The 22,505-nt window shown below is 43.4% G+C and carries 20 protein-coding genes and 1 tRNA gene; 2 read left to right on the top strand and 19 right to left on the bottom strand.

The window, feature by feature from the left end; translation table 11 throughout:
- Positions 1 to 139: 139 nt before the first annotated feature.
- From IRJ18_RS17495 to IRJ18_RS17465, 7 genes are all read right to left on the bottom strand, one after another.
- Complete coding sequence (locus IRJ18_RS17495) at positions 140 to 1,939, bottom strand: tetratricopeptide repeat protein (RefSeq protein WP_194107587.1); 1,800 nt, start codon at positions 1,937 to 1,939, stop codon at positions 140 to 142.
- Between the two features lie 328 nt (positions 1,940 to 2,267).
- Positions 2,268 to 2,879: an HAD family hydrolase gene (locus tag IRJ18_RS17490; RefSeq protein WP_194107586.1), complete on the bottom strand. Its 612-nt coding sequence runs from the start codon at positions 2,877 to 2,879 to the stop codon at positions 2,268 to 2,270.
- Between the two features lie 477 nt (positions 2,880 to 3,356).
- A complete protein-coding gene (gene egtD, locus IRJ18_RS17485) occupies positions 3,357 to 4,355 on the bottom strand; it encodes an L-histidine N(alpha)-methyltransferase (RefSeq protein ID WP_228072929.1) in 999 nt (332 codons plus the stop codon).
- A gap of 10 nt (positions 4,356 to 4,365) precedes the next feature.
- On the bottom strand, positions 4,366 to 5,514 hold the full coding sequence (gene egtB, locus IRJ18_RS17480; RefSeq protein ID WP_194107585.1) for an ergothioneine biosynthesis protein EgtB: 1,149 nt from the start codon (positions 5,512 to 5,514) through the stop codon (positions 4,366 to 4,368).
- 3 nt (positions 5,515 to 5,517) lie between these two features.
- The gene (locus IRJ18_RS17475) at positions 5,518 to 7,089 is read right to left on the bottom strand and encodes an ABC transporter permease/substrate-binding protein (protein WP_194107584.1); all 1,572 of its coding nucleotides are present in this window, start codon (positions 7,087 to 7,089) and stop codon (positions 5,518 to 5,520) included.
- Entirely contained in the window at positions 7,086 to 8,042 is a 957-nt protein-coding gene (locus IRJ18_RS17470) for an ABC transporter ATP-binding protein (protein WP_194107583.1), read from the bottom strand. Before IRJ18_RS17470 ends, IRJ18_RS17475 begins: the two co-directional genes overlap by 4 nt.
- A gap of 9 nt (positions 8,043 to 8,051) precedes the next feature.
- Entirely contained in the window at positions 8,052 to 9,437 is a 1,386-nt protein-coding gene (locus IRJ18_RS17465) for a mercuric reductase (protein ID WP_194107582.1), read from the bottom strand.
- Between the two features lie 189 nt (positions 9,438 to 9,626).
- Between IRJ18_RS17465 and IRJ18_RS17460 the strand changes: the two genes are divergently transcribed.
- Together IRJ18_RS17460 and IRJ18_RS17455 are read left to right on the top strand one after the other, a co-directional pair.
- A tRNA-Glu gene (locus tag IRJ18_RS17460) sits at positions 9,627 to 9,698 on the top strand.
- A 312-nt stretch (positions 9,699 to 10,010) separates the two neighbouring features.
- Positions 10,011 to 11,276 (top strand): site-specific integrase, encoded by a 1,266-nt coding sequence (locus IRJ18_RS17455; protein ID WP_228072927.1) that lies wholly within the window; start codon positions 10,011 to 10,013, stop codon positions 11,274 to 11,276.
- Positions 11,277 to 11,617: 341 nt separating this feature from the next.
- Here the strand turns inward: IRJ18_RS17455 and IRJ18_RS17450 are convergent, their stop codons facing one another.
- From IRJ18_RS17450 to IRJ18_RS17395, 12 genes are all read right to left on the bottom strand, one after another.
- The gene (locus IRJ18_RS17450) at positions 11,618 to 11,884 is read right to left on the bottom strand and encodes a helix-turn-helix domain-containing protein (RefSeq protein ID WP_194107581.1); all 267 of its coding nucleotides are present in this window, start codon (positions 11,882 to 11,884) and stop codon (positions 11,618 to 11,620) included.
- A gap of 325 nt (positions 11,885 to 12,209) precedes the next feature.
- A complete protein-coding gene (locus IRJ18_RS17445) occupies positions 12,210 to 12,935 on the bottom strand; it encodes a hypothetical protein (RefSeq protein ID WP_194107580.1) in 726 nt (241 codons plus the stop codon).
- Positions 12,936 to 12,990: 55 nt separating this feature from the next.
- Entirely contained in the window at positions 12,991 to 13,809 is an 819-nt protein-coding gene (locus IRJ18_RS17440) for a hypothetical protein (protein WP_194107579.1), read from the bottom strand.
- 45 nt (positions 13,810 to 13,854) lie between these two features.
- Complete coding sequence (gene traN, locus IRJ18_RS17435) at positions 13,855 to 14,697, bottom strand: conjugative transposon protein TraN (protein ID WP_194107578.1); 843 nt, start codon at positions 14,695 to 14,697, stop codon at positions 13,855 to 13,857.
- Between the two features lie 16 nt (positions 14,698 to 14,713).
- Complete coding sequence (gene traM, locus IRJ18_RS17430) at positions 14,714 to 15,982, bottom strand: conjugative transposon protein TraM (protein ID WP_194107577.1); 1,269 nt, start codon at positions 15,980 to 15,982, stop codon at positions 14,714 to 14,716.
- A gap of 2 nt (positions 15,983 to 15,984) precedes the next feature.
- Positions 15,985 to 16,275: a hypothetical protein gene (locus IRJ18_RS17425; RefSeq protein WP_194107576.1), complete on the bottom strand. Its 291-nt coding sequence runs from the start codon at positions 16,273 to 16,275 to the stop codon at positions 15,985 to 15,987.
- Positions 16,262 to 16,894, bottom strand: a complete 633-nt coding sequence (traK, locus tag IRJ18_RS17420) for a conjugative transposon protein TraK (RefSeq protein ID WP_194107575.1) — start codon at positions 16,892 to 16,894, stop codon at positions 16,262 to 16,264. The genes IRJ18_RS17425 and traK overlap by 14 nt, the downstream gene beginning before the upstream one ends.
- Before the next feature lie 29 nt (positions 16,895 to 16,923).
- Positions 16,924 to 18,075 carry a conjugative transposon protein TraJ gene (gene traJ, locus IRJ18_RS17415; RefSeq protein WP_194107574.1) on the bottom strand — a complete coding sequence of 384 codons (1,152 nt, stop codon included), beginning with the start codon at positions 18,073 to 18,075 and terminating at the stop codon, positions 16,924 to 16,926.
- Positions 18,076 to 18,085: 10 nt separating this feature from the next.
- Positions 18,086 to 18,727 (bottom strand): TerB family tellurite resistance protein, encoded by a 642-nt coding sequence (locus IRJ18_RS17410; protein WP_194107573.1) that lies wholly within the window; start codon positions 18,725 to 18,727, stop codon positions 18,086 to 18,088.
- A 1-nt stretch (position 18,728) separates the two neighbouring features.
- On the bottom strand, positions 18,729 to 19,367 hold the full coding sequence (locus IRJ18_RS17405) for a hypothetical protein (protein ID WP_194107572.1): 639 nt from the start codon (positions 19,365 to 19,367) through the stop codon (positions 18,729 to 18,731).
- Between the two features lie 11 nt (positions 19,368 to 19,378).
- Positions 19,379 to 20,050 (bottom strand): conjugal transfer protein TraI, encoded by a 672-nt coding sequence (locus IRJ18_RS17400; protein ID WP_194107571.1) that lies wholly within the window; start codon positions 20,048 to 20,050, stop codon positions 19,379 to 19,381.
- A 10-nt stretch (positions 20,051 to 20,060) separates the two neighbouring features.
- Positions 20,061 to 22,505, bottom strand: a complete 2,445-nt coding sequence (locus IRJ18_RS17395; protein ID WP_194107570.1) for a TraG family conjugative transposon ATPase — start codon at positions 22,503 to 22,505, stop codon at positions 20,061 to 20,063.

Here is a 22,505-nt window from a genome sequence, read left to right as displayed (position 1 = left end):
TCAGCGGTAATATATTATAGCTTAGGGTACTATAGATTGGTCCGCAAATACCTATTTGATAAATGTTAAGTAAAGGTACAACACGTCCATCTGATAACGGATCAATTGCCATGGACAAAAAACGGACAAAATGTTAGCCTCAAAAAGAAGCGACGATATGTTCTATATCAACCTCGGGCGAAAGTTGCATTTTTTTGCGCAAGCGCTGTTTCGACTTTTTTATTCCTTCAACAGTAATGCCCAGCATATTGGCCATTTCCCGGTTATTGAGCCCAAGCTTAACCAGTGACAGCATGCGCATGTCGGTATCGGTTAAATATGGGTAAGTGCTGCGTAAACGGGTGAAAAAACCACCATGTACTTTGGTAAAAAGTTTTTTAAACTCGTTCCAGGTATCGTCGGTCATAATGTGGGCCTGCATCAATTTTTCCAGGTGTTCGGCGCCGGCCCGGTCGGTCGATTGTGCTTTGAAACGCTCTATCTCTGCTTTAAATGTTTCAATTAAAGCATTATTTTGTTTTAAATTTTCAGTGTATAGCTGTAATGATTCGGCGGCGTTCTTTAGCTTTTCATCAACTCTTCTTTTCCTGATCATCAATAGTTCCTGGTCGCGTTTGGCATTTAAACGAAACCGGGTAAACAACAGCACAAAAATTATGATCAGTAAAAAAAGGATAAAAATTACGGCATTACGCTTAAATGCGCCAACATCGGCTATGGTTTTTATATTGTTTATCTGGTTGCGGTAATTTTCGGCTGAAAATTTAAATTTAACGCGTTCAATTTCGCCAATATTATCCCGCCGGGCAATGCTATCCTTGCTTGCCAGGTATTTATTAGTATATATCACCGCGTCTTTATACCGCCCGGCCATTTGGCACAGCGTGCTTCTTTGATTATATATCTCGGACATGACGGGCAATACATCTTCCTTCGAGTCTTTGATCATCGCTTCGGCCGAATCGACACGGGCGGTGGCTTGTGCATATTGTTTATAGTATATATTGATGTGACTAAGCCTTAATAGTGTTTTGGCGGCATTAACGAATTCCTTGTAGTGCATAGATGCCTGGTAATCTACCAAAAGTTCGGGGATCGCTTTTTGATAATCGCCTTGCATAAAATATACCGAGCCGATATTGCCCTTGCTGATAGCTATCCAGGCGGTATCTTTATGTGCTACAGCAATTTTAAGCGCCCTGTTAAAATAATCTATAGCAGCCGGGTAATGCCCCGTACTGCGAAAAATAAGCCCGATAGCCGTAGTTAAATTGATACGGATGCGTATTTGACTGATAGGGTATTTTAACGCTAATTGAAGGAGGGGCCGTGCAGTATCATAGTCGCGCAACGCGTAGTAAAACTGGGCTTGTTCTGCCAGATAGCGGGAAACGTCGGGGATGTTATTCAGTCCAATTTGTTTAAACTTATTATAAGCCTGTAAAAAGTACTGGCAAGCTTCAATATTATGGCTGAATGTAAAATAGAAAAGGCCTTTTTTATGCAGGTAGATAGCCATTTCAATAGGCATTTCATGTTCAACAGCAAAATCAATCGCTTTTTGATGATAATCGATGCTTAGCGAATTATACCCCCGGTTAACTGAATAATAATCGGCCCTTAGCACATAAATGCTGCATTCTAACGATGGGTCGTTTATTTTTTTAGCTAATAATTCCACACTGTCCAGTATGGACATTGCAGTTGGTTCATCTAAATGACGGCAGGTATTTTTATAAATGTTCGAGGCGGCTTCTACCCGTCTGGTTTGGGCAGTATCGCTAAGGTGTTTAAAAGATGAGAATATTATGGAGTTATGATCTTGCCGTGGGGCTGCAAAGCCTGATATAGTTATAAAACTAAAAAACAGGCATACCCATAGGCAACGCTTAATAAGGGCCACAAAATTTAAATCAAATGGATAGTTAATTAAGGGCATACTGGTATTGGGTATACAAATATGCTGAAGTATTACTTTATTTTATAACTAATTAAGTTATTTTTTATACTAATAGTAAACCTGTTGTGAATAAATTAGGGAAATCACTTTTAAAGCTTTAATTTTTTTTGAGGCTAAAGCCCTTTTACTTTGTCTTAACCGCCCCATAAATGGGACGGCAATGAAATTTTATCTTAATTATTGCCTTTGGCTTCAGCCAACGATAAGCCGGAATCATAAGATGGCCTTAGCCTCAAATTATATGATGCTGTTTAAGAAGCGATTTTCCTGTAAGTAAGTTACCAATACGACATACAATGCAGGTAAACTATACCTTATCAATCCTTATCCAGGGCATGCCCGCCGCCTTTGCCGAAGCTACACCCGGGTTGCCGTCTTCAAACACCAGGCAATCCTGCGGGCGCACGCCCAGTTTTTCGGCAGCCAGTAAAAACGGATCGGGGTAGGGTTTACCATTGGGGGTATCGCCGGCGCAAACCAGCACATCAACCAAATCTAATATACCTAATACCTGCAGTGTTTTGGTAATAGCCTCGCGGCTGCCGCCGGATACTACGCCTATTTTAACTTTACCAGCATGGGCTATCAGGTGGTCGGTTACGTATTCAATGGGTTTAATTTGCTCAATAAACTCATCGTAAAATAACCGGTATTTATCCGCTGCAAATTTGTCCGGGTCGAAATTGCCGTTATAGCGTTTGTTTATTTCTTTTACCACTTCGGGAATAGGCCAGCCGGCCAGCTCATCAATCATAGCGCCATCTATATGTATACCGCCACTAGCTGCAACGCGAATATAAGTTTCGGTATGGGCAGGCATATTATCGGCCAGGGTGCCATCGCAATCGTACAGGAAAGCTTTATAATCGCCCTTACTAAGTTCCAGCAGTTTTTTAAATTTCGCGTTATCGGCAGCCATAGGGTAGTAGTTAAATTTATCGGCGGCAAAGTTAAAGTTTTAGTTGGGTCGGATAAAACACAATCCGCATTGTAGAATCTGTACAAAAAGACCTTTTCTAAAATTATCTAAAAATGTTTAAATTTATTTAAAACGCAATCAAAATCGCTGAAAATTAGCTAAAAATCGCTAAAAATGCACTTGTTTTTGGGCATTAAATTCGGTATATTGTAGGATAGTTCTTTGATGATTGTGATACGCCACGGCAATTTAAAAATGCGCTTTTAATACAAAAAAGGCCATTTTTTAGGGAAAATAAGCGATTATCCGAATGAATTTAATGCCGTTTTTTGTGCGGATATACGCGTCTTTTTACCGGCATTTTAAATCGGCGGCAATTCAGTATAAATTCCAAAAAACGGCATGATAAAATAATACAATTTTATAGCCGCAGCAATGGAGCAAAATATCGCCACATCGCTTTTTGGAAAGTTCACGTTACTCTGCTACCCAAACTGTATCCACAAACCAATCTTTACTATCCGAAAAATCGGTAACTGACCGGAAGCCCGATCTTTTAGCGAAGCCTGCAATCTGTTCGCGGGTATATTTTTGCGATATCTCCATCCAAATATATTCGTCCTTATCAAAGCGGATCACTTCGGTATCAGGCAAGTGTATATCTTGTTGTTTTAAACTTACCAGGTAGCTTTTGCAGGCCCCTGTTTCCGGGTCGTATGTGGCATAATGATGAAACTGGTCGACATTAAAATCAGCCCCCAACTCGCGGTTAATGCGGGTAAGTAAATTAAGGTTAAAAGCTTTTGTAATCCCCTGGCTATCGTTATAGGCGGCTAAAATAGTTTCGGGGTTCTTCTTCAGATCGAAACCTATCAGCACCATATCGCCCGGGTTTAGGTGATAACGCAACTCTTCGCAAAAGGCCTGCGCATCTTTTACCGGCATATTGCCAATATTGGCACCCATAAAAAGTACCACTTTACGATGGTTTGACAGGGTGGCTGCCTTTTTTAGCATCTGAAAATATTCGCCTTGCAGGCCCTGTATTTTTAAGCCGGGCAATGTTACCGGAAGTGTAGCATTCAGCATAGCAATTACATGCCCCGAGATATCTATCGGTAAATAGGTAAAGTCGGCTTTCTGTGCCAGCAAGTTTTTTAATAAGTGGATTGATTTGGTAGCATCGCCGGCACCAAGTTCTATCAGGTCGAACGGCTGGCCTCCGCTTATTACTACATCGGCAATTGCTTTAGTTTGATGGGTAAATATTTCCATCTCGCAGTTGGTAAGGTAATATTCCTTACAATTCATAATCTGCTGGAATAATTTATCGCCTTCGGCATCGTAAAAATACTTAGCATCCAGGTGCTTTGTGGATGCCCGTAAGCCGGCAACTACGTCTTCATAAAATTGTGTTTTAAAGCTATCCGTTCGTGGCGGTTTCATGCTGTTTAATGCTTCCATGGTATTTTTCATAGGTATAATATTATTTGGCTAAACGGATGCCGTTAAAAAGCCAGCGTAAATTTGGATGAAAGAAGTTTCGGTAGGTCAGGCGTTCATGGCCTTGTGGTGTTGCCTCCGAGGCGCCACGCAGCACCTTTTGGTTGACCATAAATTTTCCATTGTATTCGCCGATGGCACCGGGGGCCTTGCTAAAACCCGGGTAAGGCAGATAAGCGCTTTCTGTCCACTCCCAGCTTTTCCCCCATTTAAATTGCGGCGCGGCTACTTCCCACTCAAACTCGGTAGGCAGGCGCAGGCCACGCCACGATGCATAAGCATAGGCTTCATAATAACTGATATGGGTAACCGGCGCTTCCATATTCACTTTTTCTAAACCGTGGAAAGTATAGTTATACCATTCGCCATCTATAAAATGCCAGTACATAGGGCATTCAACTTTATTATCGTTTACCCAGGCCCAGCCTTCCATGTGCCAGTAGCGGAAATCGTGATAGCCATTGGCATTGATAAATTCCAAATACTCGGCATTGGTAACCTGGTTAGGGCTAATTTGAAAAGCGTTTAGATAAACCTTATGGCGGTTCAGTTCGTTATCAAAACAAAAGCCATCGCCAGCGAAGCCTACTTCGTATACGCCTTCCGCAATGCTAATCCAGGGAGCGTCTACGTGTGCTATTCTGGGGGATTTATACTCTTTAGAATAGGCGGGGAACAAGGGATTATTGCCAAGGATGTATTTGATATCGTAGTAAAGTAATTCCTGGTGCTGTTGCTCGTGGTTAAAGCCAAGTATCAATAGTTCTTTCACATCTGCCGATGGTTCGGCGCAAAGGAAATCGGCCATGGCTTTATCTACATAGGCGCGGTATTTAAAAATATCTGCGACAGATGGACGGCTAAGGTTTCCCCTGTCCGTACGGATAACGCGCGCGCCTACAGTTTCATAGTAGCTGTTGAATACAAAATTGTAATCAGGGTCAAACTCCTGGTAGCCCATAAAATAAGGCTTCAGAATAAAAGTTTCAAAAAACCAGGTAGTATGGCCTAAATGCCATTTAGGCGGACTAACATCTGCAACAGGTTGTACCACATAGTCTTCGGTTTGCAGGGGGCTGCAAATGGCTTCGGTATGCTGGCGTACGTTGTAGTAACAGTCAATTAAATCCATCGTTTATTTTTTATCGAGATAATGTTTAAGATCGGATATTGATTTAACACCTAATCCGTTCGCCTGTTTTTGTCTCATCATTAATGCGTACGAATTATTGAACCCAATGGGTTTTAACCAACTAATTTGATATTTCTTTTCAAACTCCTGTTTTACATAATTATACGTTTTGTCTTTATTGTGTGTTAGGGTTTCAACAAGTTTTTCGTCGGGCTGAAGTAACACCAATAAGCCCGTGCCGGTGTATTCGGGATAGAAATCTATCTGGTTATTGGTCATGGCATCAAAGCAAATTTTAGTGCCGCCTAAACCGGTTTTAGTGCTCACATCGTAATCGGTATAACCCTTTATCAACATAGTATACATTTGGGCCAGTATATATTGTTCACCAAATATTTTAGAGCCAATGCGTACCATGCCGTTTGTGCCGTTACGTAATGGTTTGTACAAGCGCTGTTCAACCAAAAAGTCCTTCGCCACTTTTTCGGGACTTTGGTGCAGATAGTCAGTGCGGTAATTTAATTCGGTCATGATTGAATCGTTAATATGTCCAGCCAGCAAGTTCAGTGTTTTTTCCAGGTCGGGGAATTTTTTCAAGGCATCATCCCGCACAATTGGCGCGGCATAATAAGGCGGGAAAATTCCTTTATCATCGTTCAGCACAATCAGGTTAAAGGCCTTTAGCCGGCCGTCGGTTGAATAGCCGCTGATGACATCCAGTTCTTTTTCAAACGCGGCTTTATACATCACCGCATCGCTGATCACAATGGTATGGATCTTTAACCCATACTTTTCGCGCAAACCCAGATCGCCATCCTGCCGCCCCATAAACTCAGGCGTGAAGCCAGCCGTTAACTTACCGCCATAGGCCGATGGGATGAAGTATAAAGAAGCCAATAGTACGAGCAATACAGGTATAATGGCAGTAGCAGGTTTTAGTTTTTTTAGTTTGATATTTTGCAATCGCGATAGCAGGAAATCGAACAATATAGCCAGCAAAGCAGCGGGGATTGCCCCGGCCAATATCATATTAGTATTGTTAAGCGATATGCCGCCGAAAATAAACTCGCCTAAGCCACCGGCGGCAATGTATGATGCCAATGTAGCCACCCCTACATTTATGACTGTAGCGGTGCGGATACCGGCCAGTATCACCGGCATGGCCAGTGGTAGTTCGACTTTAAAAAGGATCTGCTTTTTACTCATGCCCATGGCGGTTGCGGCTTCAGTAATATAGCCATCAACCCCTAAAATGCCCGTATAGGTATTGCGGATGATGGGCAGCAACGCGTAAATAAACAAAGCCACTATGGCGGGCTTTGCGCCGATACCTAACAGCGGTATCATAAAACCCAGCAGGGCAATACTTGGGATAGTTTGCAATACGCCGGCAATACCAAGCACTGTACCCGCATACTGTTTTTTTCGTGCGATAAATATCCCGAGCGGTAAACCAATCAGCACGGCAATAATGAGCGAAATAAAAGTTAAACCAATATGCTGCAAGGTTTGCGCCGCCAGTTTATCTGACTGCTGCATCATGAAAGCCCATAAACTTTGCTGCTGGTTATTCATGCGCTTTTACGGTTTTGGTATTGATTAAAGGCAGCCATCAACTGCTCAAAATTTATTGACTTGATGCTATTATCATTAGGTCGTCGAATATGTATAGTTGAGCCCTTAACTTTTAGCTGCTCCATAGCCGACCAAACCGTGGCATCAACGGGCGATAGTTCGGTAGATTCAGCAATGGTGTCGGGTAGGTTATCCCAAATATCATTCAGGGTAATGGCCTTTAGTTCCAGTTGCAGGCGCTGGCCTTGCAGGAAATCCTTCACAAAATCATTAGCAGGATTAAATAATAACTCGGCCGGTGTGCCAATTTGTATAATCGTGCCTTTATCCATCAGGCAAATACGGTCGCCCAGCTCAAAGGCCTCCTGCACATCATGGGTAACCATAATGATGGTTTTGCGGGTCAGTTCGTCCAGCTGCTTAAACTCGGACTGTATCTTGGTACGGGTCACGTTATCCAGCGCGCCGAAAGGCTCGTCCATTAATAACACCGGCGGGTCGGCCACCAGGGCCCTTGCTAAGCCAACCCGCTGCTGCTGACCGCCACTTAACTGACCGGGATATGATTGCAGTATGTTTGCATCAAGGTGCAGTTTTTCCATCAGTTCATTAATACGGTGGTTGGTCTTGGCCTCTTCCCAGCCTAACAATTTGGGCACCACGGCAATATTTTCGGCGATGGTATAATGCGGGAATAAGCCCGTGTTTTGCAACACATACCCAATACCCCGACGCAGGGTTTCGGGGTGTTGCTGCAGGATATTTTTATTGCCTATCCATATTTCGCCCGACGTTGGTTCAATCAGCCTGTTCAGCATTTTAAGGGTAGTGGTTTTGCCGCAGCCACTTGTACCCAACAGTACCATGCTTTCACCCTGGGTTACTTCGAATGAAATATCATCGACCGCTTTAAGCCCTTTATAATGCTTGCTTAGCTGTTTTACCTTGATCATAAACGGGAACTAATCTTCTATCGCTATAAAAAGGTTGTTTAACGATTCGGCATACAACGGATGCGCAAAAACACAATAACGAATACGATCATAAGTGATGCCGCCCTCCATTGCCATTTGCAGTATGGTCATTATTTCGCCGCCCTGTTCGCCAATTACGGTGGCGCCTAATATCTTTTTAGTTTTCGGGTCCACCACAGCCTTCATAAAACCGCGGGTATCACCAGTCTCAATAGCGCGGGCTACGTAGGCCATGGGTAGTTTGACTGTTTTTACATTTAGTTTTTGCTTTTTAGCTTCGGTTTCATCTAAGCCAATCCGCGCCAACTGCGGATCGGTAAACATGCAATAAGGTATTGGCCTGTCGTTGGTATTAAGATCTTCCTTTTCAAACAGGTTCCGATAAACAATAGTGTAATCGTTATAGGAAATATGGGTAAAAGCAGGGCCGCCTTTTACATCGCCCAAAGCATATATGCCTTTTACATTCGTTTCCAGTTTGCTGTTTACTGCAATATTCCCCCGTTCGTCGGTTTTAACACCCGCTTTTACCAGGTTTAGTGCTTCGGTTTGCGGCGTGCGCCCTACGGCCACCAACACATGCGAGCATTTTAAGTTATGCTCTTCCCTATCGGTAGTTATAGTAGCTGTAATTTTGCCGCTTTTTTTTTTTTTAAGTTTTGTGATAGTGCTGTTAGTCAAAATGTTGATCTTTTCAGCCTCCAATATTTCGGTCATTTCCTCCGATATATCCTCATCCTCACGGGAAACTATCCGGCTGGCCCGCTCAACTACGGTAACCTTGCTGCCAAACCGGCGAAACATCTGCCCGAACTCTAAACCGATATAATTACCACCAATAATCAACAAATGTTCGGGGACATGATCCAGGTCAAGAATAGATGTGGAAGTGAGATAGTCGATATCGCCCAGGCCTTCCACATCCGGGATAAAAGTTTTAGCGCCGGTATTTATGAAGATTAGCTTTGCTTTTAACTCGCTTTCGCCACCGTCGTTTAACTGTACCGACATTGTTTTGTTACCGGTAAAACTTGCTTCGCCGAAGATGATATCAAGGTTTTTTGTTTGTTCTAACCCGTTTTGTGCACCATCTCTAAACTGGTGAACAATTTCATCTTTACGTTTTTTAATGGCGGGCATATCAACCCTAAACTTTTTTATTTTAATACCAAGCGCCGCGCTTTGGCTGGCCTGATAAGCCATTTTAGCAGAGGAAACCAGGGTTTTAGTGGGCGTACAGCCATCATTTATACAGGTGCCACCAATAAAGCGTTTCTCTATAATAGCTGTTTTTTTACCGGCAGCAGCCAGTTTTTTGGCTAAGGGCACCCCAGCCTGCCCGGCCCCAATAATTATAGCGTCATATTGCTTCATAAGCAGAGGTTGAATGTAATAGTTAAAGTTAACTGGATTTTGAAGAAAACCAGCACCTCTTTTGTTTTTGGATTGTCAGTTTATCGCTCTGATTAACCCCAAAAAGATTTTTTTTTAAATTTATTTTAAAAATACCTTTTAACGGTTATCTTTGCAATCCCAAAACAAGAGGTTACGCCTCCGAAATTTGGCCCGTTCGTCTAGGGGTTAGGACATCAGATTTTCATTCTGGCAACAGGGGTTCGATTCCCCTACGGGCTACTAAGATTAAAAAAGAGAAAGGTCGCGTCATTCGTGGCGTTCCCCCACTCTAAAGAACTAAAAACCGCTCTGAGAGCGAGGAATCAAATTAAGTTCGATTCCTGTTCCGGGCACACAAAGCATTATTAAAGCTTTCAAAAGCCTGCAAATCGTTGATTTGCGGGCTTTTTTGTTTAGTCCAACATTCAAAGATTTCAAAAATAATCAAAGTTAACTTGCGTCATTCGTGGCGTCTTAAAATTTTCAAAAAAGACGCAACCAAGTCGATTTAACACATTGATTATCAACATGTAATTGAGGCTTACATCTTGTTTGAAGCATTTTGCATTTCCAACTTTAAAAAACAATTTAAAAAAGTTGGTTATGATTGAAAAAAGCTTTGGCCTGTTCTTTTTTTTGAAGCAGCCTAAAAATCAGAAAGGTGATGAACGTTACATTTATTTACGCATCACCGTGGATGGAATTTCAAAAGAAATTTCTACTAAGAGAATGTGGACCTTATCAAGATGGGATCAAAGAACCGGACGACCTAAAGGTAAAACTGAGGAGGTAGCAAAATTGTGTGCATACCTAGATAATCTAAAACTAAATGTTTATAGCATCAAAAGCCAATTGATGCTAGCTGATAAAGAAATCACGGCTGAGATAATAAAGAAATACCTTACAGGCAATGGCGAAGAAAGAAGAATGCTTCTTTGTATTTTCAAAAAGCATAACCAAAACATTGAAGAATTAATTGGAAAGGATTATCAACCTAGGACTTTCAAGCGCTATCGTACAACCTTCGACCATACGAAGGCATTTATTAACTGGAAATACGGCAAAGAAGATATAGACCTTAAGGATTTAAATTATGAGTTTGCAAAGGATTTTTCGTTTTGGCTAAAAACGATAAAATGTTGTAATCATAATTCTGCAATGAAATATGTCAGCACTTTAAAGACTGTTATACTTGAGTGCATGAAGAAAAAGTGGTTAAGGGAAGATCCTTTTAGCGAATTCAGTACCGCTCAAAAAGAAGTCGAGATTATACCACTCGATGCAGTTGAATTATCTATTATTCAAAATAAAAAATTTTCCTTTGAACGTTTGAATCTAGTAAAAGATATTTTTATTTTTTCCTGTTATACGGGGTTAGCTTATATCGACACAGGTAATTTAAAACAAGGTCAAATACGCAATGGGATTGATGGCCAAAAGTGGATAATAACGAAAAGACAAAAGACAGATACACCTCAGAGAATACCTTTACTTGCCCCAGCTTTGGAAATAATAGAAAAATATAAGGATCATCCCCGGTGCATGCAAAAAGGTTATGCACTGCCAATTTTGACAAATCAAAAAATGAACGCATATCTGAAAGAGATTGCAGATGTTTGTGGCATTGAAAAGAAATTAACTTTTCACATCGCGAGACACACCTTTGCAACAACTGTGACATTATGCAACGGGGTACCTATTGAAACCGTTTCGAGCATGTTAGGACACAAAAGGCTTACTCAGACCCAACATTATGCAAAAATCATAGATTTAAAAGTCAGCGAGGATATGGCGTTGCTCAGGAAGAGGCTTTCTTGATTTTCAATTTTTCTAAAACAAAGAACCCGGGAAAGCCCTGGTTCTTTGTTTATATATTCTTTATATAAATTTTGCTTCTGATACCGGGATGATACGACGGAAAATAAGTAATATGCCCAAATACCTGCAATTCTTTTAGGCACTTGTGATAGGTCATAAAATTATTGATATGGGAGTACTCCATTACCTTTCTTCTGGAGATGTAAATGGGGCTGTTGAGGTCGTCGTTAGATGCAAGCTGCATAATCCCAAACATCATTGCCAGGTGCCAGACGTTTACTCGTTCATCTTTCACCAATATTTTTAGAGGCTTTTCAAACACATTCAAATTCATTCACCAACTATTTCCCACTTTTAAACAATGCATTTATCTCAGCAAGACTATATCTCCAGGAACCACTGATTTTAACCGGATTTAACTTGCCACTTATCCGAAGATTTTGCATTGTTCCAGGAGACGCCTTTAAAATCTTTCTAGCCTCACTGCTTTTTAACCATTCCTGTGGTTCATTTTTCTGTGGGCTAACCGTCAATAGTCTCTTTAGGTCATCCAACAATTGCATTCTAAATATTTGCAAATCTTCTTTCGTTACTACTTCAACTCCCATAACACACGAATTAATTCAATTTGTAAAATGCTGCATTCAATTATGAGTCAGATAGACCCTACTTTTTTTCCGGTGATTAAATGATGGGACATATTTTATATATCCAAAATCATCTAAATCATGAATCGACCTATGATACGTGGCTACACTGATCTTAGCTCGTACCATCACTTCCTGGGCTTTGATTAATACAGGATCATATTTATTTTGCTCATACCCATATTCTAACAGCACAGTGAATAACCCAATATGGTTCAACCCAATCCTTGGATCAGATTGAACCGCATTTAGAAATATCGATAGTAAGCTCAGGCCCTCCATAAATCTATCCCGGCATACTGTAAACAATCAGCCAATAAGCATAGGAGCTACAATCTGCAGCGTAAGCCGCGCTCCGGTAAACTATGGCGCCGGCGATGTCACTTGTTGCTGCCGCGATCCACTTTGTGATACCTTTTAATGAATAGGACTTAACAGGTGGATTGGAATAACCCCAATAGAACGATGAAAACCGAGCAACTGAACAAGCTGAAAGAACTACAGCCCTGTCACTTTCATTTAAGCCTCCATTAGTATTTACCGAATTTTCCAATTGAATTATTTGCCCCTTCAAATCCGAATATCCGTAGCTATTTTTTACACTATTTCTTAAGATCGAGAACAATTCCGTGAGCTTTTCTTTTGCGGGAATTGAGCAATCTAACTGGCTGATCAGTTGGTCCGTGTTCAGTGATACTGTACCAGCAACTGTGTCATAATACGAATCGCCTGGCGTCTTTAGCTGAAGCTGCGCCGTTGCATCTGTTACCGCCTTAGCGGTTGCTGCCAAATCCGGTTTGCAAGATGTACAAATTTCGGGGACGACTTTTGCCAGGATCAAATTATGCCGTTCACCAATTGTGTCATAAGGGTTGCCCGGGTTCTCAGGGGAAAGAGAAATCTCAGAGAAGCTTTTTGTGCTAAGACTGATTGAGTTCGGCCTCATAGTTTCGTTTTTACAGGAATAAGAAAAGAACGCGAACAGTGGTAGTATTAAAAAATATGGCTTCATGTCTTTTTACTTTTGAGAATGAGGTAAGGAGGTTGCCCTACTTGCCTCATTGCGGTTAAGAAATTCCTTGTTTTCTTCTTTTACTTTTTTTTTCAGTGTCAACCTTTTCAGATGCCTGGCTCTTTTGGCCGTTCTTATTAGAAACTTTGTTTCCATCATCCGTGTTGGATTCCTTTTGATCCATACGAAGCCGTTTTTGCTGGGCATCAAAAACCATCACTGTTTTATACTGCGGGTTTGCCTGCAGATAACGGTTTTCAACATTTCCGTCCTGAAGGAACGTAACAAACTGTCGGTTGCCCTTTTCAAGTGAGCGCATCAGTTCCTGTTTATCCTGTTCGTTATTGAGTTCCTTGATAGGAAGTTTTGTTAATGCCTCCTGCAGGTTGAAGCCATAATTTTCGTGAAAGGTCTTGACCTTATAGTTTCCGCTTTCATCCGTATTCTTAAAATCAAGTTGAACCCAGGCGTTATACTTCTCGCCGCTGGGCACATAGCGCACATGCTCGCCTTCACCCACTTTGTCCAATTTCTCCAATTCCTTATATACTGCCCGGCCGCACATCAGGTTATATGCTTCCTTAAGCGTATAATTATTAGCCTTGCCTATATAGAAAGTTTGAGTAGCTGATTCTTCAGCCTTGTCAGGCTTTACTTTTATCTCGTAGCTATTGAAAAAGTATTTTTCGTCCGTGTTTGACTTCCTGAAGTTCAAAATTGCCTCGACATTGTCTTTGCCGAAATCATGGGCGTGCAATAATTGAAATGTTGGCTGCTCGCTTTGGATCTTGTCCCTCAATTCATTTTCATGCCCCTCACCGAAGCCTGTGTACTTTACCTGGTCTTTCAAGTAATTGAAATTTTCCTGATTCATAACAAATTATTTTTAAATGATTAAATATTTAGTATCGATATCGTATTAAAGAGCCCTTGCCTTGAGTAGCTGCTTTCCGTCAATGGCCAGGGATAGCTTTCGGTCGCCGTTTTTTTCGTACAGGTCGATGACCAGCAGCTTACTGTCCGATATTGTAAACTGAGGGAATGCAAAAACAAGATGACGGGTGGATTTGCCAGGTATTATGCGCGTGAAATCGCAGCTTGCGTACAATGGTTTTTCTTCCTGCTCCTGCAAAGCCATCCGTTTAACCTTTTTCCGGTCCCTGGTAAAAAAACTACAGAATTCCACCGGGTAGTCGATATGCGAATGATTAGTGACGGACATGCCGAAATACATGTTCCCCTGGTCAAGGTAGATGCCTTCAATCTTCAATTCCATTTTTTGAGCACGCACCTTTTCATTCATGAAATGTTTTCTCGAAAGGACCTCGTCACACTTGGCCTTTATTAAAGGAAGGTTTAATTGTCGGTTTGTAAAGTTTATCTCCGACTGTTCGTGGTTTTGTTGTTTGCGAAGATCGACCGCCTGGTAGGCAGGCCGCTCCGTACAATCGACGATAAAACTGTAAAGCTTCCCGTCAGCGGTAATGACGCTCAGGTTACTTTCAGGCTGATCAAGCCGGTCTGCTTTTATCTTAAGCGCATTTTCTGCGTCACCGACTTTTTCCGCAAGAATGTTCCGGCTCCCCCTGTCGACACTTTTGATTGTTGCAGGAAAAAGTATGACGGTAGTCTTCAGGTTATTGATCTCTACGCGATACGGAATAATTATTGCACTCTCATCGAGGTTCTTAACCTGCTGTGCATTTGCTACGCCTGCCCAAGCGGCAAGCAGTAATAAGATTGCTGCTGATAGATTTTTCATTGTTTGCTGTTTAATGTTATTGATTGAGTTGATTTGCGTTGGCCAACAGGATTCGATAGCCTGATTTTATCGTTACCTTCACCAGTCTTACTTTTTTGCTGAACAATCCCTTGGCTGCCTGCATACCGGCACTGGCGGCCTGTGCACCTATTGAAGGGGACATAGAATAGAAATCCATGTTTTGTATGGCCTGGTCTGCTCCATCCTTTGCTGCATCTCTTGTAATGGCACCCGGTACATGCAGTCCCGCAAGCCCGTCCATATCAAATGCCTTGAGGGCAACAGAGAAGACAGAGTTACCCAGTCTCACCGTTTTTATATCGACATCGAGCCTATCGCCATCGAGCGAGCAATTGCCGTAAACAAAAGTGTTTTTCGGAATAAGCGTGCCGTTGATGAAAATGTCCTGCAGCAAGCGAAGCTTAATTGTTGCTCCCGAGCTAAGTGTTTGCTCACCCTGGACGATAGCGGCGATCCCGTTCTGCTGCGCAGTAATTGCCGTGTCGGATGCTTCAAAAAAACCATTGTTACTCAGGGCTCCGGAAAGAACGTAAGATTGCACATCAGAACTGGCCGGCATGTAGCTTTTATCTGACGCTATTTCCGTGGTACCTACTGGGAACACGGTACCGCGTGATTTTTCCGACTTTTCCCTGATCTGCTCTTTTACCATTTCCGGATGCTCCAACTGAAGTACTTTGTCGAGCATCCCGCTTAACTGTTTCATTTCAGGATCATCTTCGGATTGCCTGCTAATTTGGGATTGAAGCATATCCAGTTTGTGCTGCGCTCCAAAAGAGGAGTTGCCTTCATTCTGGACGGAACTTATTACCGGCGTTGTATTGATCTGCTGTCTTATGGCTGAAAGCCTTTCATTGATTGCAGCTTCATTTGCCTCTAATGACCTAGCCCCACCTCCTGCAGTGGTCTGCATATTTAATCCTACGCCGGAAATCCTTCCATTAAGATGATTCGCTGTATCTGCGGCAGTTGCTCCATCTGCTTCCTTATAGTAGGGGTCATCCCTGATGGCCTGCTTCAATTTCAGCGAGTCTTTTTCCGCCTGAGTATAAAAGCTTAACTTATTGGCGGCACTATCATTTTTAAACTGTGCCTTTGGTACCTGAAAGTTGAGCCCTCCATGAGTTGTTGATGATTGCGCATGTGCCTGGCCGCCGCCACCGAGCGCCCAAAAAAAGAGGCTGCAAAAAGGCACCACTAATAGCGGCAATACAAGTGCAAATTTTCTTTGCCTTCGCGCTTGTTCGATTGTTTTTTCTTTCATGATTATTGTTTTTTATTTGGATGTGAAAACTGTTTACCAGGCACATTCAAGTGCTGAACGATTGGTTGGCCAGGTGGCCCTTTAGCAGGAAGCAGGCCATTGATGATCAGGAACAGGCAATAGCCGCCTGTAAACAGGCAGAAACTCAGCAGCAGGATTTTTAGTCGCACCGCTTTCCAATCAGCAAAAAATCTATTGAGGTGGCCAGCACACTTTTGTGCGCCTTCACAGAGAAGCTTTGATAGCTCATTGTCGCTATTCTGCCGCGTGTCGATTTCTTTAGTTGCTTTCATAAGAACGGTTTTGAGTGCTCAGATCATTGTTTTCAAGAATAGCCCAACGCTCGATCAGAAAGCCATGCGGATTGTTATCGCTTCGTTCAATATTGCGCATATACCCTTCTGTCAGCAGGTTGCGGGTCACAATAGAAGTAGTCCTTATCAGCTTCTCTTTTGCATAGCACCGAAAATGATAGGGGTACTGACTGAGATCAAAATGGATACTGTCAATACTGATTTCCTGGCTTATGTTCCCCGCTATAATATTGGCATAGTAACCCTGCTCTTTTAAGTTGTCGTAGACTTTTTCGGCAGAGTTATCAGCCAGGTAGAGGGCTTTGCCAATGTTGACATTTATGGTTTTCTCATCAGGGTCAAGGCTGAAAAACAGCCTATGAAAGGTCGCAATATGATCCCTTGCCTCAACGGCGATATTGTCCTTCCGTCCTGAAGCGAAAGCTTCGATGGCTTTACCGTTTGCCAGTATGTACAGGCGTTGTTCATGTTGCTCCAGCTCGCGGAAACACTTATAGGTAATGAATGAGCATATTAATGTCAGCGCAATAGTGTACAGGATACAGAAGGTCCTTATTTGCCGGAATGCAGTGTCGATGTTATTTAGTTTTTTGAACATTTCTAATTGATTTTAATTCATTGGTGAGCTCAGCTTTTCCCCGATAGCTTGTCCTGCATATGTTGGTTACCTGCAGTTGAACCCGCCGTGTTATTTGCAGCACCGATATTGCTCTGACCATTATTATTGGAAACTATTCTCTGGAGATCGGAAAGCCCCTGGGTAACTCTGCCCGTACTGAATGCGATAGCACTTGATGCCAGGGTACTGGTTTTATTCAGCAATGCATGGCCTCCTACATTGATAATATAATTGGCGATGGATGGGACAGTGAAGTATCCCACGATGCCGATCAGCATGAAGATCAGGTAGGCGGTATTGGTACTTTTGAAAAAGGGATCAGCGGCTCCACCCGACAGTTCCAGTTGGATCATATTCTCCTGTATTTTGCTGATGATGGCCCCGAAAATATTGGCCACGGGCAGCCACATGAATACATTGACATAGCGAGCTAGCCATTGCTTCAATGTATGCTGGAATCCGTCAAAGACACTTAACCCAAAACAGAGTGGGCCGAGGATAGCCAGCACTATCAATTTGAATGTCCGGATCGTATCTATGCACAGCGCTGCCGCTTCAAAGCAGACATTAAGGAACTCCGCCATCCATTTTTTGACCATATCCTTAAAGCCCCAGCCGGAAGATTCAGCGACAGGGTTCGGTGTATAGGCAGCGGGACCTGCTGGATTGTCCGGGTGTGTATACTGGTACCATTTGGCCGGGTCGGAGTTCATGTCTACGGGCTGTTCAGCCTGTTCCGCCTTCTTTTGCATATCGGCGTCCAGCATATTATAAATGGCCTTGTTTGCATCTCCGACCATAGCTTGTGTAGCAGTAACGGTCGGTTGCAGTACGCCATTCAAAAGTTGAAGCACTGCGGGAAATAACAGGATACATATGCCTATCGCAAATGGCCGCAGTAAGGGATAAAAATCGATGGCCTCGGCAGCAGCAATATGTCGCCATACCCTCGCTGCGATGAACCAGAGTGCAGCAAAGCCTGCAATACCCCTGCCCACATCGATCATACGGCTACAGAGGGGTATCATCTGGTTATACAAATTATCGAGGACGCCCTGCAGGCTGTGGATATCAGAACCTACTCCCTGTGCGAAGGAAAACGCGGGCAAAAGCGTGGCTGAGACTGCTATCAGAACAGCCTTAATCTGAATACTTTTCATATGTTATGTCTTATTTTATTCCATAGAGCTTTTGAAGCGTTTGCCGGTCATTTGCCGCTGCGGCCCGCCGGATGGCGACGTCGGCGGTATTGCTGTTGAAATGTTGCATAAAGCTGAGCTCCTCATGCCCGCTCGCGTATAGCCGGTCAATTGCGGTAAGTCGCTCTGCATCGTTCATTCGGAGTTTATCGTCGGTAATGATCATCGTCAGCTCGTCCAGGTTCTGAAGGCTGTTGCTGACCAGGTTATTATAGACGTCACTGATATAACCCAGCTCCCGGGGGCTGAAGTTTTTGTCTGCTTTAAAAACATGATAAGAAGATCGATAAGCGCTGACCAATGCTGCCTGATCATTGATAATATCCTTTATCCTCGGGTACTTTCGCACTGTGGGGCTTACGGACATTAAGCCGTCCAAAAAGACCTGGTGCACATTGAAGTTGCCCTGCGCAATGCCTTTCACATTGCTGTAACCGGTGCTTACTATCTGGTAGCCCTGCTCCATTTGCTTTAATATGCTTTTCATACCAGCCAGCTTCTGATAGTCCAGGCTGAGCTCCTCGATCAAGTCAGCAATTGATTGCGCTTTTAGCTGGGGCGCAACCAGCACCCCGGCCATCGAGATTATTACTGTCAGAAATATCTTTTTCATTTTATTGAAGATTATATAATCGTTTGAGTATTTTTTGTTGCCTTGCTTCCGCCTGCCTTCTTAGGGTGACATTGCGGGTCCTGTCTATGAATGTCAGGCAGAACGCATACTTGTCCTTCATATCTGCATCAATTCGGTTGATTTCTTTGATCCTATCCACATCAGCTAACTGAAGTTTGCCCGGGCTGATCACATCAGTGAGCATGACGAGTTCTTTATCGCATTCAGCTATTAAATGATCTGCTACTTTTTGCAGGTAGCTAATATCTCCGGCAGTCACCAGGTCCTGCCCGTGCTGCCATTGTATGAACCGGCGGAAATTCGATTTTATCTCAGCTGCCAGGGATTGTATCTCCGCTACTTTAGGGTTTTGTCGTACTGCCGGGCTCACTTGCGACAAGGAAAGGAAATAATTATTATTCAAACTGAAGCTGCCGCTTTTCAGGTCATGGATGTTTGCCAGGCCATCTTGTGTTTGCATGTAACCATGCTTCAGACCGGACAGGTAAGTTTCCATCAATGCGATCTGCAAAGCCATATCTTTTTTCTTCGTCGATTGTTGGCTGAAAAAACTGCTGATACCTTGTCCGTGGGCCCAGGCCGACACTAATACTAAAAAGATGCTTAAGTACTTTCTCATATACAAAATGCTTAAAGGCCATATAATTTTTTAATAGCTGCTCTGCTTTGCTGGTCTTCTGCACGTCGCAGGCTGAGCTGTATGTTGCCTGAGTTGTATTGCCGCAGGTCGTCCAGGTTATGTTGCAAACCGGTTGCCGCCTTGTGTATCAGTGCCAGGCGCTCCCCATCGTTCATACTCGTTGACAGGTTCGTTATAGCAAGCAGCACTTCGTTCAGGTTCTGTACACTTGCATCCAGGATGCCGCGGTAGACCCCGCGCATGTTGTTGAGATCGTCTGTCGAAAAATTCTGGTCCCGCTGAAATAGGCCAAAGGCCTGGTGATATTCATTGACTAATTGTTCCTGCTGTTTAACCACTGCCTTCACCAGCTCATAGGTTGATATCACAGACTTCACTTGATGCAGTTCCCGGTAGTAGTCCGCATACAGCTTTTTCTCCTTGTCCAGCCAGCCAGAAATATCATTCAGGTTGCCCAGGGCCATCTTGTTCTCAAGCTCTTTTTCCGCATTCTGCAAGGCGATGGTCTTGTTTTGCATTTGCTGCACTTTGAGATCTATGGCTACGATCACTTTTTTTACCGCACTTGTGATCAGCCCTACAATAGGTATCTGTGCGCTAAGTTGCATGGAGCAACTAATCACCAAAATCGCAGTCAGCATGCTTATCTTTTTCCACTTCATCTTCCCCTCCTTATTTGTTTGTTTGTAAGTCTTTGATCAATTGGGTAATCCCCGCTTCCATACCGCCATACTTTTGTGCGTATTCCAATACCTTAACCCGTTCCTTTCCTTCGGTGGTAAATGCATAGTACTCTTCCGGGCACAACTCATTCCGGTAAACTGCCTGCAACTGCCCGCCTATATCGATATAGATCTCGCGCTCGTCTTTATTTACAGACAGAAGGATGGTCTTTCCCTTTTCGGACATACCGAGGGTGTCCTGCAGCTTATCAAACTTGTTGATGAACTTGCGCATGTCCATCAGTATCTTGATGTCGGCATTATTTATAATGGCATCTTTAATGATGGGAGAACTAACCAGGTCATCAAGTTCCTGTGTGATCACGATAGGTATACCGTTGAACTTGCGGATGGTCTTAAAAGCATATTTTAAAAACTCAGCCATGCCAGACTTTGCTATTGCCTTCCATGCCTCATCTATTGTGAGTACCTTGCGGACGCCTTTCAATTTCCGCATTTTGGAAATAAACAGCTCCATGATCACCAGCGTTACCACCGGGAACAGTATGGGATGGTCTTTAATATTGTCGAGTTCAATTACAATGAAGGGCTGATGTAAAAGGTCGAGGTTTTCCGTCGCGTTCAGCAGGTAGTCAAACTCGCCGCCCTTATAAAATGGCCGCAACACGTAAAGAAAATTATCTACATCAAAATCCCTGTCCTTTACTTTATGTCCTTTAAGCACTTCAACATAGTCGGTCTCCAGGTATTCATAAAAACTGTTGAAACAGGGAAATATGGCCGCATTGTCATTGAGGTGTTTGTAATAGCCGGACAAGGCATTTGATAGCGCTACATATTCACTGCGGTTAAAACTATCATGTTCCTGTTTCCATAAGGCAACCAATAATGATTTAAGACTTTCTGTCTTTTCGGTATCAAGCAGGGTTCCATCTGCTAAATAGAAAGGGTTGAATTTTATCGGGCTTTCCTCCGAATAGCTGAAATAATATCCGCCCAGTGATTCGCAGAGCCCCAGGTAACTGCCACCTATGTCTACGGTAACACAATGTGCGCCCTGGGTGTACAGGCTATGCAGTATGTGGTTAACGGTCATACTCTTGCCGCCGCCCGATGTACCGCAAACAAGGGTACCCATGTTACTGGTAATGCCTGCTTTCCGGGGCCCGTCATAAAGATCTATGTACAGGGGGCGCGATGAGAGGCGGTCACAAAAACGGATACCTTCTGCCGGCGACGCCGATGCGGGACAGCCTTCCGACGCGATAAAGCAGGTGGCTTGCTCAAGGAATGTATCGAAGCAATCGTTCATCGGGAAGTCAGCACTATTGCCGGGAATACCCGCCCAAAATATCTGGGGAGCACCAACGGTCTCTTCCTTAGCGATAGCATCCATCTGCGCGAAGGCCGTTCCTACCTGGTTTCTTATTTCTTTAATTTGCTCTTTGTCTTCTGTCCAGGCCAACACATTGAAATGGGCTTTAACCGGTAAGCGCTGTGCAGATATAGCCTCGTTAAGAAAATCATTTACCGCGTCCCGCGACAATGCATTTTCACGGCTGTAGGCCGCAAGGGACTGTAGCCGAAGCTTTTTTTGTTCGAGCCGTTTAATTGTTTGCTGTGCATCATCGATGAAAATGTATTGATTGTACAGGTGGTCGCAGGGCAGCAGTTGTCCCAATGCGCTGGCAAACCCAATGCTGAACTTCGTTTTATCGGTACTGTATTTCTCATAACTAATCCTGCTTCCGCATAAGGCAGGCAAGTCATCTGCATCACTGAGCGTATATAGTTGACACTTTTTATTTCCAACCGCTATTTCCGGTTCAAATTTGATATCGCTGATCATAGGTTGATCAGGATTTTCGGACAGTTGGCAATATCGTTCGACAATACCTTTTGTTCCTTTGTCGCTGGATAATGCTCGATTACTTAATTGTTCCAGCTTCATATAACCTGAATCGGCTAACAGATGCCTGAATTGACTACAGGCACTCAGGAACTGCTGTAGCATTGCAGGATTAATCGTCTGCTCCGGCACCAGGTTGCGACGAGTCAGGTTGCTGAATAATGAGCTGCTGACCCTGCGTCCATCCGGCTTCTTGGTCAGGTACACGTAACAGCTATGATTAAGATAGTTGCGGCCCGAGAAGTATTGATCAGCAGCCTTATGAAGAAAATCGCGGTGCTCCATAGCCGCTGGCTGGTAGCGGGACTGCAGAAACCAATCCTGCTTGTGAAAAACCGTAAACTTTGGCAATATCCGGATTGCTTTTACCCAGGCCTGGTGCAGTGTTTCATACTCTTCGCTGCTAAGCGAAAACAGTTCAGGCAATTGAACCTTAAACGCAACGGTGATATCTCCCTGCCGGGAAACGATACAATTGTGTTCAACAGCCAACAATGGCAATAAATCCTCCATCCGCTTTTCCAT

Source organism: Mucilaginibacter boryungensis (genome assembly GCF_015221995.1).
GTDB lineage: Bacteria > Bacteroidota > Bacteroidia > Sphingobacteriales > Sphingobacteriaceae > Mucilaginibacter > Mucilaginibacter boryungensis.
This window is presented reverse-complemented; position numbering and strand designations above follow the sequence as displayed.